Origin of the sequence: Peribacillus sp. FSL M8-0224 (assembly GCF_038003055.1) — a bacterium.
Lineage (GTDB): Bacteria > Bacillota > Bacilli > Bacillales > DSM-1321 > Peribacillus > Peribacillus frigoritolerans.
This window is the reverse complement of sequence record NZ_JBBOOJ010000001.1, coordinates 868,228-880,513: the sequence shown is the minus strand read 5'-3', so window position 1 is coordinate 880,513 and position 12,286 is coordinate 868,228. Positions and strand designations below refer to the sequence as shown.

Genomic DNA, 12,286 nt, shown 5'->3' with positions numbered 1-12,286 from the left:
TGCATCCAATTAAGGAGTTTTAGCAAATGGTTCGCTCACCTTACTTCATTTTTGATGAATATTCGTGAATGAAGGCGGTCAGCCTCTTCAGTGTTTCCGGATTTACGGATGGGAAAACTCCATGACCAAGATTAAAGATGTAGCCGTCCTGTTCCATGCCCTGATCCAAGATTCTTTTCGTCCGTTCTTCTATAACATCCCATGATGATAATAGCAGGGCAGGATCAAGATTACCTTGTACCGTTTTCTGGATTCCCATTTGTCTTGCTTCTGTAATTGGCAATCTCCAATCAAGCCCGACTACATCAATCGGAAGATCATTCCACTCAAGTGCCAAGTGACTTGCGCCGACCCCGAACATGATTAGCGGTACATTTTCTTCTCTCAATGAAGAAAAGATACGAGTCATGATCGGCTTGATGAACACGCGGTAATCTTCAACATTCAAAGCACCCACCCATGAATCAAAGATTTGGACGGCTTTAACGCCGGCTTTAATTTGTGACTTGACATAGATGATGATCATATCCGCTAGCTTATCCATTAATGCAAACCAGGCCTTTGGCTCGGAATACATGAAAGCTTTCGTCTTATTGTAGTTTTTGGAGGGGCCGCCTTCAATCATGTATGAAGCAATGGTGAATGGAGCCCCGGAGAAACCGATCAAAGGAACGGACAATTGCTCCGTGGTCAATAATTTAATCGTGTCCAACACATATGGGATGTCTTTCTCTGGGTTCAATTCACCTAATTTTTCAACATCTGTCACCGATTGGATTGGATTGGCTATGACTGGACCGATTCCGGACTTAATCTCAACATCGACACCAATGGCTGGTAGCGGTGTCATTATATCTTTATATAAAATCGCAGCATCTACATCATATTGCTCAACTGGCAATCTAGTTACATAAGCGCATAATTCCGGCTGATGAGTAATTTCAAAAAGTGAGTACTTCTCTTTTAATTTACGGTATTCCGGCTGTGAACGGCCAGCCTGACGCATATACCAAACAGGCACATGATCCGTTTTCTCTCCTCTTGCAGCTTTTAAAAATGTATCATTCGTAATTTCCTTAGACATTAATATCCACCTTTCAAGCAATCACGTTTCTATTTTTATTCATTACCTACATAGAATATCAGAAGGATGTTGAATTTCAAATCGAATCTCCTTAAACTATAGCTTTTTCTATAATATATTTGTCAAAAAATCGACTTTTATATATGTATCTTACCGGTTTACCAGCTTTATGGTTAGTGTGGAAATGGTAAAAGCACTATTCATTGGGTAAAATGGGTATACAGGCACTATATAGTAATTGGAGGGGAAATTATGAATGTATTCATCACATCAGGCACTTACGATTTTTTGAAAATCAAAAAAGATAAGCACCCGAATGAAAAAATATTACTTATGCAAAACCCTGACACTGCAGTACTTTTACATGAAACTACAGGTAAAACGATCTTCAGCTCTCCACGTAAGTATGAAGTAGTTAATGGGAAAGGAACCCTTCAGGATCATGGGTATGTAGTCATGAACAATATCCCTGTAAGTGAAGAAGGAAGGCCGGTATTCGAACATCGTTTTAAAAACAGGGCTGGATTGATTGAAAATGAACCAGGTTTCGTCGCACTTCGTGTACTGCGGCCAATCAACTCTGAAACTTATGTTATTCTAACGATTTGGGAGAAACAAGCTGATTTCCTGAACTGGAAGAATTCCAGTTCCTTTAAAATGGCACATAACAGCGACTCCAAAGCTCCCGTTACGAATTCCAGCCAGAAGATGTTTTCAGGTGAAGCCTATGTAACACAATATACATTGGTGAAGGATTCCGAAGAATAATCCATTCTTGCTCAATAAGAGGCGCATCCTAAAGGATGGGCCTCTTAAACTTAGACAAACTCGTCTCATTTTTTTTGCTTGTACAAATTTGGTAGTTGATTGGAACTTAGGCACTCGCTTTCCGCGGGCGGTCCGCCCTAGGCGCACTTTGCGCCTGGTGTCTACCTTGGACTGTTATTCCCGCAGGAGTCCGTACACCCGCTTCAATCACTATGTTTAAAAATTTGGAAATAACTCCTTTTGCCTACTGTCTTTTTTGTTTTAAAATAGATCCATTAAAACTTGAGGAGATGAGGATGCTTTCGTAACATCAATCTATTCAACGGGATCAACTGGTTCCGGCGAAGCATTTGGTTCGTAAAATGGAGGCTTACATTGACTTCTGTTTCATTATGACTTGGTGAAAGATATGTATTCAGAGGTAGGACGCCCCAAAATCATATAAACCTATAACAATCCGACAAATTCCTTCTTTATTTCCGGGGAAATGCAACCGATATTTACATATATTTCATCAGAATCCTTTAATCAAAGCACTCTAGACCCCAGGAATTTATACAATTTAAACAAGATTAAACTATATGCCGCCCCTAATGCAAAACCTGCCAAGATATCAGTTGGAAAGTGAACTTTCATAACGATCCTGCTGACACCGATCAGCAGGACCAGACAAACGAAACCAATTCCCATTGCCCATTTCAATGAGTTTCCTTTAATTTCATTCATGATTAAATAAGCTACCATACTGAAGAAAATAATGCCCACCATTGCGTGGCCACTTGGAAAACTGAAGCCGTCGATGTCCATCAAATGATTTTCAGGTCGCACTCTTTTAACATGATTTTTTATCCACCCGTTTAATACATCCCCGCCGGCAATCCCGATAGAAAAGACGGCCATGGTCCAATAATCCTTCTTTATTATCCACAAATATAGAACACATAGTAAGCTGCCAAAACCAATGAACATGGATTTCCCAAGATAGGTAAGGGACTTGAAGAAAGTGAACGAAAAAGTATTTTTATCTACGGAAAAGAGTTCCGCAATATATGTATCGAATGCTAAAGATTTCTCACTCTGAATTTCATTCATCAAAAAAAAGAATAGCAACAAGCAAAGCGAAACCATAGAAATCCAGGAATATTTATTCATTCTCTCTCTCTCTCCTCAAGGTATTTAATTCTCTTTGGATCATTCAGAATATGATATACTATTTACAATTAATCCAATCATTGGGAGGTGCAAAATGATACAGCGATTACACGATCTTCTGGATGGCTCATATGAAGAGATGGTTTCCATCAGGCGTTACCTTCATCAACATCCCGAGCTATCTTTTCAAGAAACCCAAACGGCTGCCTTCATCGCTGAATATTATGAAAAACATGGAATTGAACACCGGACGAATGTAGGCGGCAATGGTGTTATTGCCAAGGTAACAGGCAATAAGCCCGGTAAAACCGTAGCATTGCGCGCTGATTTCGACGCCTTACCCATTCAAGATGAAAAAGAAGTTCCCTATAAATCTTCCATACCCGGGGTCATGCATGCGTGTGGACACGATGGCCATACAGCGACACTCCTTGTCCTTGCAAAAAATCTGAATGAACTGAAGGATGAGCTCGAAGGTGAATATATATTTATCCACCAGCATGCTGAAGAGTATGCTCCAGGAGGTGCCAAACCGATGATTGAGGCTGGCTGCCTTGATGGGGTGGATGTAATTTTCGGCACCCATTTATGGGCCACGGCCCCTACCGGAACAGTCCAATACGCTTTAGGACCCCTTATGGCCGCTGCTGACCGTTTTGAAATCACCATTCAAGGGCAGGGCGGACATGGAGCCCAGCCGCATAAAACCCGTGATGCAATCGTAGTCGGCTCTCAGCTAGTCATGGCCCTGCAGCAAATCGTAAGCCGCCGGCTTAACCCAATAGATTCTGCAGTCATTACCGTCGGTTCCTTTGTAGCAGATAATGCCTTTAACGTCATTGCAGATAAGGCTAAAATAATCGGGACCGTCCGCACATTCAAGGAAGATGTCCGTTCATTCATTAGCGAAGAAATGGAACGGATTGTTAAAGGAACCTGCCTAGCTGCGGACTGCACCTATGAATATCAATACTTTCAAGGCTATCCGGCTGTTATTCCGCATGTTGAGGAAACTAAATTCCTCATCGAAAGCACTGAGTCCGTCAAGGAAGTTTTGATTACAGAGGAAATTGCCCCGGATATGACAGGTGAAGATTTTTCTTATTATTTACAAAATGTAAAAGGTACATTCTTCTTTACGGGAGCCAGGCAAAAAAATGAACATACATATCCACATCATCATCCTTTGTTTGACATTGATGAAAAAGCGATGCTCATTGCAGCCAAAATATTAGGCACTGCAGCGGTGACCTATCACAATAAGAAACAATCATCTAAAAAAGTGAATGAATCTTTATTACGATAATGGTAAAGGGACGGGTTTTCCCCGTCCCTTACTGTTTAAGAAGTCTGATTCGGTAACAATGGACAGCCGTCTTCCCAAGATGTTCCAACAAATGATAGTTGGCATATCCACCGACAGCTGCCCCAAAACCTGGAACGAGCTGAAACATTTTGATGACATCGATGTGATCGCGATATTCCTGCTGAAATTCCTGCCAGTCTATTTCCGGACATTTCCCTGAATCCCATTCCTCTATTACCCGTAATGTTTCCAATTTCTTCTCCTCGCTTGAAAATGCCATCTGGAAGATATGAAGGATGAACAATCGTTCCTCATATTTTTTTGGATCGAAACCGTATATACGGGATATTTCGAATAATAATTTCATCTTGATGCTAAGCAGTAATGGGAAATCAACCAATCCAATTAAAAGCCCTGCCGCTCCGGTACCCACACCTTCTATAACGGCCGTTTTCCTATATGCGGTTACAGTTTCCGCAACCCACTCTTCCTTTTGCTGCAAGGATAATAGCACTACATTTTTTTCTTTAGACATATATTTAGAACCTGATAATACAGCCTCTATCATCCCTTTAATACTATCAGTAATCACTTTGTGCACTCGGTCTGGAATATAACTATTCAATTTGATTTGCGCCTTTTTGGACATCCGCTCAAACCTGCCGGATTTCTTGGCTACTTTCTTTTTCCATGATATTAGTTCAGATAATGCCTTTTGTTCATATTCATCCATCATTTAACACCTCCGTTAAATATGTATATACCCCCTATAAGGCTTTTATTTTCAATTTTCATTTCTTAAAAATTAACTGAAACGTTTTTTTTGAGGGTTTGTAAAATTCGAACGTTGTTTTCCACTCCAGGCACTCGCTTTCCGCGGGCGGTCCGGGAGCCACCTCGGCGCTCTTTGCGCCTGTGGGGTCTCCCTTGGACGCGTTTTCCCCGCAGGAGTCTCGTACCTTACGTTCCAATCAACTGGAACGTTTTTTAAAATAAAAACTGCAGGCTGGTCTATTCCGAACCAAGTTTTAGACTAGGTTATCCTTGATGTTTTCTTACTGTATTCCTTAATGGATGGAAGAAATTTGCGACACACTCCTGCCGAAAAACTGGCTAGCCGAGACCCACAGACGCTTGCGTCGAGGAGGCTTGGCAGACAGTCGGCGAAAAGGGAGCGAATTTCTGAAATCAACTTTAACATTAATAAAGAAAAAGCTGATTTTATGAAAAATCAGCTTCTGCTTAAAAGTTTTTTATTTTCTTTGTTGCATAAATTTTAAAACCGAATATGAAAACAAGCCCCATTGCCAAGGCGGCTAAAGCGGACATCCATTCCCCTTTCACTAGCAGGACCAAACTGAAGACAAGGTCCTCAAATAATAGGAAATAGGAAATTAGTTTTATGACTGCAGATTCTCTCATTTTTGCTGGCAATGGATACAATGAGACCCATACTTTCCACTCATGTGCCTTCCAAACCGGCAGCAGTTGCAGGGCTGTCATGAATAAGAACATGAACGTAACAATCAAATGTGCAAATATGTTAGTGAATACACTTAAAATCACGGATCCCATGATCGTTAAACGAAAACAAAGTCCCACATAATCATTGGATCGCAGAAGGGTACGAGCGTAAAGATAGGTATAAGTTGATTTATCACCATACGGAATGAGTGCTAATAGCCAGTCCATCCATTTCCTTCTCGCTACCTTCCCTTTCAAATGAGGAACATCAGTAAACATGTTCGCTATTCGATAGAAAGAATTCATCCGTTTGTTTTCCAGTTCCACCAGCCGTTCCCACTTCAGCACGAAACCTTTAGTCGCGCTTCGGTAATACATGTAAAGTGCTAACAATAATAAGAAGGTTATAAGTGCAAACAGTATATTTGCCCTTGAACAGATGAAATAAAGAATCACACCATTAAGTAAAAAGCGGATGAGAGAGTCCCAATGGCTCACAGATGTATCCTGATATTTCAATACCAGCCAGCGCATGGTCAAATTCAAAAACTTCAAAATAAGCAAAACGGCCAGGATGATCCCAAGGTCCTTACCTCCTGCACCCGTAACCTTCGAATACATCGGTATCGATGCAATCAGGACAACCAGAAGAATAAAGCCCTGCATGACCCAGCTTATTATCAATGAATTCTTGAAATAACTTCTCAACTTCGTTTCAAGCGGAAGCAGGAATACCGTATCGGGTTCTTTCAAGAAAGTATTTATCGGGCTTCTGGTTACAATGATCGATAAAACAAAGGCCATGATCAATGCAGCAGGGAAATCACTGTTTAACGTCTTCACCCAATCACTGTAATAATAAGCCAACCCACCAAGAACCAATACCATGACAAAAACAAGATGGCCATTAAAAATATAACGAAGATATTTTTGCGTTTCATTTATATAGCCTAAATATCTTTCCTTCCAGAGATTTTGACTATTCATGACCGATTTCTTCTTTCGTCAATTGGATATATAAATCGTCCAGAGTTGCCCCTGGCATGGAAAATTGTTCACGAAGCTGCTCAAGATTGCCTTTCGCCCGAATCTCTCCATTATGCAGTATGATGAAAGAATCACAATACCTCTCGGCTGTCGCCAGAATGTGTGTAGACATTAAAATTCCCGCTCCGCTCTCTTTCATCTTCCTCATCAAATCAAGCAGGGATTGAATGCCTAGTGGATCAAGACCTACGAAGGGTTCATCGACGATATATAAAGACGGCTGTACTAAAAAGGCGCACATTATCATGACCTTTTGCTTCATTCCCTTTGAAAAATGGGCCGGGAACCATTTAAGCCTTTTCTCCATATGGAATTCCTTTAACAGAACGTCCATCCTCTCTTTAAATGTGGCTTCCGCCAAACCATGTGCCATGGCTGTAAGCTTTAAATGCTCCTCAAGTGTAAGCTCATCATACAAAATGGGCGTTTCTGGAACATAAGTGAATTGTTTTCGATATGTATCCGGGTCCTGAGCTAGTGTTTTACCATGAATCGAGACGCTTCCGCCTTTCGGCTCCATGAGTCCGATGATATGTTTAATCGTCGTACTTTTCCCAGCCCCGTTAAGCCCAATTAACCCAACGAGCTCATTTGGCTGAATGTCAAAACTTATTCCTTTTAAAACGGGCGTTTTCGTGTATCCGCCCACTAGCTGCTTTATTTCCAATAAGGACATATAAACGATCCTTTCTATATAGAGGTTCTTATTTCCATTTTATCAAATTCTCCTGCTTTTATATAGTCGAGTGTTCCCGGAACTAAATTTCCATAAATAACTAATTATATTTTTGCTGCATGATGGTCATCATAAATAAGGAAGAAGGGGTTAGTCATTACGTGTGATTCACATCATATTGTAAATGAGGTGTCAGTTAAAGACGTATTATACTGAAATACCCATTAGGTTTATTACAAATGATTTACATCATATTGTAAATGAGGTGTCAGTTAAAGACGTATAAACTGAATTAAACCATAAGCTTCATAACAAAAATCGTTTCGAGCAAGGAGATGGTTCTCTTGCACGTAAAAGCAGAAAAATCATTCAATAATTATCAATTATGCTTTAAAAGTTGATGAAACTTTAAAGATATAGGAGATGGTTGCTTTGAATGGAAAATCTCTATTTAGATAATAACCATATTTTACTACAATGTAGATGAGGTGTTTGTCGCAGAGAATTTATGCTAATGCGAATTTTGAAGCAAAACCCCCTTTTTCGACAGGCAGGGTGCAACTTAATGTTGCATCCTGTTTTTATATTTTTCCTTTTCTCAAGGATTCAAGCTATGGTACGATTAACCAAATACATTAACTTTTAAAGGAGCGTTATTCATGAGTGATTGCATTTTTTGCAAAATAATCGATGGGGAAATTCCAAGTAGTAAAGTTTTCGAAAATGAACATGTTTTGGCCTTTCTCGATATCAGTCAAGTAACGAAAGGCCATACTCTGGTAATACCTAAAGTACATAAGGAAAATCTTTATGAGTTGACACCTGAGATTGCCCAGAACCTTTTTGAAGTGGTGCCGGAAATTGCCCGCGCCATGAAGCAGGAATTCCAACCGGTAGGCCTGAACCTTTTAAATAATAACGGTGAAGCTGCAGGGCAGTCCGTTTTCCATTTTCATATGCATTTAATTCCTCGGCATGGGGAAGGTGACGGCTTTGGTGCAGTTTGGAAAACCAATACCAGCGACTATACACCGGATGACCTGAAACAAATTGCTGACTCCATTGCACAGCATATAAAATGAGACCGCATTAGCCTGTGAAGAAGGTTTCTTTCTCCTGACTAAACGCTGGTTGCATCAAAAACAATGATTCCGAGTTGGTCCTCACTTTAAAGTGCAGGACCTTTTTACTTTGGCCTATCATTAAAACGAATTGTCACTTAAAATTCTAAATTTTCCTCCTATTGAATTTAGTTTTCTGGTAGGATATATGAATAGTCTCAAATACTTTATCACATAGTCGCATAGGAGGAAAAAAATTGAAACGTGCACGCAATTTTAACGCTGGGCCAGCCGCCCTTCCTTTAGAAGTTTTACAAAGAGCCCAAAACGAGTGGTTGAATATTGAGGATTCCGGTATGTCAGTCATGGAATTAAGCCATAGAAGTTCCGAATTCGAAAAAATTCATAACCATGCCATTCAATCATTAAAAGATCTTATGGAAATTCCTGAAAATTATGAAGTTCTCCTGCTGCAAGGAGGGGCAAGTCTACAATTTTCCATGATTCCCATGAACATTTTGAAAGATGGAAAAAGGGCAGATTATGTCCTCACTGGTTCTTGGTCGGAAAAAGCATTAAAAGAAGCCAAAAAGGTTGGTGAAACGGCCGTAGTCGCTTCATCCAAAGATGAAAAATATACGTTCATCCCTAAAGTGGAAGATATCAAATTGAATGACGATGCTGCCTATCTTCATATCACAAGTAATAATACGATTTACGGAACACAGTGGAAGGATTTCCCGGAAACAGGCAACATTCCTCTAGTAGCCGATATGTCGAGTGATATTCTCAGCAAAAAGATTGATATTAGTAAATTCGGCATCATCTATGCTGGAGCACAAAAGAATCTAGGTCCGTCGGGAATCACAGTCGTTATCATCCGTAAAGATTTAATAACGGATAATGACAAAATCCCATCCATGATGAACTATTCAATCCATTCGAAAAATAATTCTTTATACAACACTCCTCCGACATTGGCCATTTACTTATTGTCCCTTGTGTTGGATTGGGCAAAAGATCAGGGCGGAGTAGAAAAGATTGCTGAAATCAACGAAGAAAAAGCAAAAGTCATTTACGATGCCATCGACGGCAGTGATGGTTTTTATAAAGGCCATGCCCTACCGGACAGCCGTTCATTAATGAACGTAACGTTCACGCTTCCGTCTGAAGAAGCTGAAGTGCAATTCCTTAAAGAAGTGAAGGAAGCCGGATTCGTAGGACTGAACGGTCACCGTTCCATCGGCGGCTGCAGAGCATCCATCTATAATGCGGTCCCTCTATCCCATTGCCAGGACCTTGCTGATTTCATGAAGAAATTCCAGGAATCGTATAAAGCGAAGGAAGCTCAAACTCTTTAATTCAAACAAATATAACTTCTAAAAAAATAGGTCTTATGATATACTATTTTAAACTTCTTGCAACAGGCAATAGTGCATTGTTGAAGAAAAGCTGTTAGTTGAGATGAGAATAGGAGAGATGAGTAAATGAAAACGAAAACCCTTGTGTCACTGTCCCTATTAATCGGGATTGGGGCTGCCCTGCATTTTATCGTACCTGGATTCTTCCTTGGAATGAAACCGGATATGATGCTGTTGATGATGTTTTTGGCGATAACCCTGTTTCCCGCTAAGAAGAATGTATTCATTGTCGCCCTGGCAGCAGGAGCCATCTCTGCCATGACAACTACATTTCCAGCAGGACAGATCCCAAATATCATAGACAAATTGGCAACAGCCTTTCTGTTTTACCTTTTATTCATCAGTCTAAAGAAGTTTTCAACATCCGTTGTCACCGTTAGTATCTTGACTGCCGTTGGAACATTGATTTCCGGCGCTGTCTTCCTTGGTTCGGCTTATTATATCGTTTCCCTTCCAGGGCCTTTCGTTGCACTTTTCGGCGCTGTTGTGCTTCCTGCCGTATTGTTAAATACAGTTGCGATGGTCATCATTTATCCAATTGTGAACGGCATCGTAAGAAAATCAAATATACCCATTAATGCTTAAGCAGCAGGATCATCATACCTAAAAAAGCACCGGAATGTCCGGTGCTTTTTTTTCCAATCATATGAATCTGGAATTCTAGTCAGAATCACCCTCCAATGATCAATGAATCAACATCCACATAAACCAAATGAAAAGCAGTAAAACCCCGGGGAGACCCATAGCGAAGGCTCTAGCCTGGAGCACCCTCCTAGGCGGATAGATGCCAGGAGTTTTTGCTTGCCTTAGAAAATAACCCATCCCGCACAGGCATACCAGGCCTAATAAAAAAATGATTTTCATTATTAACCCACCAGTGCCATCCATGTTCCGACAGCTTGTTTTTATTATCTATATGCCGCTCTTCCCTTTATATGAAGCATTATTATTAAAGCTTCAAGTTATTTTTAAATATTATATATTGGCTCTCTAAGTTTAAAAAAATATTTTTGTGATATAAAGATAAAATGGTCGATTCTCTTCCATAAGGATGAAAATTATGGTATTTTGATATCAATAGTATTTCTCTCCCTATTTATCATAATTTCCAATTGATGCAGCAGGGATTCAGACCATGGAAAGCGAAAACATATTATAAAATGAGGTGATCCTAATGAAAGCAAAATCATTACTAATTGGCTTTTTGACCGGAACAGTAGTAGCTGGTGCGGCAACCTTACTTTCGACACCAAGTTCAGGTAAAGACCTACGGACCCGCATCAAGACGAATACCGACGAAATTAAGACTACAATTGATGAATTAAAGGTAAAAATGCAGAATATTAAAGATGACACGATGGAAGCTTCACAAATCAGTAAAGAAACGGTAAAAACATTCATTTCGGATGTTCAGGTCGTCATCGAGAACTGGAAGCGGGAAATCGAACCCAATAAGAATGAATTATTGAAGAACGTTCAGGAAATTGAAAATTCATTGAAAGAATTGGAAGCGGCCGCCCCTACTTCTAAAAATTAATAGCTGACATCGTCACATAAGCTTGATTCTCCATTTTTCCCAATAAATTACATGGTTTATTGGAGAAGAATGGAGAATTCATTAAAAAACTAAAATTTTCTAAAAATTTTGCAAATATTTATCTTTATTAATTTTTATTTTATTGTCATAATAAATATATAGAATCTTATAAGTAGGTGAGCCCATAATATGCAGAATAAAAATTATTCTATGAAAGAAGCAATGATTTTTAGTCAACGAATTGCACAATTAAGCAAAGCATTATGGAAATCGATTGAAAAAGATTGGCAGCAATGGATCAAGCCCTATGATTTAAACATCAATGAGCACCATATTCTATGGATTGCCTACCATCTTAATGGCTCTTCCATTTCAGATGTTGCGAAATTTGGGGTCATGCATGTTTCTACCGCATTTAACTTTTCAAAAAAATTAGAGGAACGCGGATACTTAACATTTTCAAAAAAGGAAAATGACAAAAGGAATACGTATATAGAGATCACAGCGGAAGGTGAAAAAATTCTACTTGATTTAATGGAGACATACGACCCAAGTAAGAACTCCGCTTTCTCGGGTGCACTTCCATTGCGTGAGCTTTATGGCAAGTTTCCGGATATGATTGAAATGATGGCCATCATCCGAAATATATACGGTGAAGACTTCATGCAAATCTTTGAACGATCCTTCGATAACATCGATCAGGAGTTTACGGACGTGGAGGGTAAAATCACAAAAAAAAAGATAGAGAAAGAAACTGAGCCAGTTTAATC

At 39.7% G+C, this 12,286-nt stretch carries 12 protein-coding genes; 7 read left to right on the top strand and 5 right to left on the bottom strand.

The features are described 5' to 3' along the window. Nucleotides 1-40: 40 nt before the first annotated feature. Nucleotides 41-1,084: a uroporphyrinogen decarboxylase gene (hemE, locus tag MKX49_RS04235; protein ID WP_048678002.1), complete on the bottom strand. Its 1,044-nt coding sequence runs from the start codon at nucleotides 1,082-1,084 to the stop codon at nucleotides 41-43. Between the two features lie 252 nt (nucleotides 1,085-1,336). On the opposite strand from hemE, the gene MKX49_RS04230 reads away from it, so the two are divergent. Next, nucleotides 1,337-1,852 (top strand): antibiotic biosynthesis monooxygenase family protein, encoded by a 516-nt coding sequence (locus MKX49_RS04230; protein ID WP_340875200.1) that lies wholly within the window; start codon nucleotides 1,337-1,339, stop codon nucleotides 1,850-1,852. Nucleotides 1,853-2,380: 528 nt separating this feature from the next. On the opposite strand, the gene MKX49_RS04225 is transcribed toward MKX49_RS04230, so the two are convergent. Then, entirely contained in the window at nucleotides 2,381-3,004 is a 624-nt protein-coding gene (locus MKX49_RS04225; RefSeq protein ID WP_340875199.1) for a phosphatase PAP2 family protein, read from the bottom strand. Nucleotides 3,005-3,098: 94 nt separating this feature from the next. On the opposite strand from MKX49_RS04225, the gene MKX49_RS04220 reads away from it, so the two are divergent. Next, nucleotides 3,099-4,310, top strand: coding sequence for a M20 family metallopeptidase (locus MKX49_RS04220; protein WP_340875197.1), 1,212 nt, complete (start codon nucleotides 3,099-3,101; stop codon nucleotides 4,308-4,310). A gap of 28 nt (nucleotides 4,311-4,338) precedes the next feature. Here MKX49_RS04220 and MKX49_RS04215 read toward each other — a convergent pair whose 3' ends face one another. The 3 genes from MKX49_RS04215 to MKX49_RS04205 form a co-directional block, all read right to left on the bottom strand. After that, nucleotides 4,339-5,046 (bottom strand): EcsC family protein, encoded by a 708-nt coding sequence (locus MKX49_RS04215; RefSeq protein WP_340875195.1) that lies wholly within the window; start codon nucleotides 5,044-5,046, stop codon nucleotides 4,339-4,341. 506 nt (nucleotides 5,047-5,552) lie between these two features. Next, a complete protein-coding gene (locus tag MKX49_RS04210) occupies nucleotides 5,553-6,761 on the bottom strand; it encodes an ABC transporter permease (RefSeq protein ID WP_340875194.1) in 1,209 nt (402 codons plus the stop codon). Further along, nucleotides 6,754-7,497 carry an ABC transporter ATP-binding protein gene (locus tag MKX49_RS04205; protein WP_048677969.1) on the bottom strand — a complete coding sequence of 248 codons (744 nt, stop codon included), beginning with the start codon at nucleotides 7,495-7,497 and terminating at the stop codon, nucleotides 6,754-6,756. Before MKX49_RS04205 ends, MKX49_RS04210 begins: the two co-directional genes overlap by 8 nt. Nucleotides 7,498-8,156: 659 nt before the next feature. On the opposite strand from MKX49_RS04205, the gene MKX49_RS04200 reads away from it, so the two are divergent. The 5 genes from MKX49_RS04200 to MKX49_RS04180 all read left to right on the top strand — a co-directional run bounded on the left by MKX49_RS04200 (nucleotide 8,157) and on the right by MKX49_RS04180 (nucleotide 12,284). Beyond that, nucleotides 8,157-8,579 carry an HIT family protein gene (locus MKX49_RS04200; RefSeq protein WP_323597925.1) on the top strand — a complete coding sequence of 141 codons (423 nt, stop codon included), beginning with the start codon at nucleotides 8,157-8,159 and terminating at the stop codon, nucleotides 8,577-8,579. Nucleotides 8,580-8,815: 236 nt separating this feature from the next. Beyond that, a complete protein-coding gene (gene serC / locus MKX49_RS04195; protein WP_048677967.1) occupies nucleotides 8,816-9,919 on the top strand; it encodes a 3-phosphoserine/phosphohydroxythreonine transaminase in 1,104 nt (367 codons plus the stop codon). A gap of 126 nt (nucleotides 9,920-10,045) precedes the next feature. Further along, a complete protein-coding gene (locus MKX49_RS04190; RefSeq protein ID WP_034314684.1) occupies nucleotides 10,046-10,564 on the top strand; it encodes a tryptophan transporter in 519 nt (172 codons plus the stop codon). Nucleotides 10,565-11,153: 589 nt separating this feature from the next. Next, nucleotides 11,154-11,516, top strand: coding sequence for a YtxH domain-containing protein (locus tag MKX49_RS04185; protein WP_048677965.1), 363 nt, complete (start codon nucleotides 11,154-11,156; stop codon nucleotides 11,514-11,516). Between the two features lie 189 nt (nucleotides 11,517-11,705). Beyond that, on the top strand, nucleotides 11,706-12,284 hold the full coding sequence (locus tag MKX49_RS04180) for an HTH-type transcriptional regulator Hpr (protein ID WP_034314691.1): 579 nt from the start codon (nucleotides 11,706-11,708) through the stop codon (nucleotides 12,282-12,284). Nucleotides 12,285-12,286: the final 2 nt, after the last annotated feature.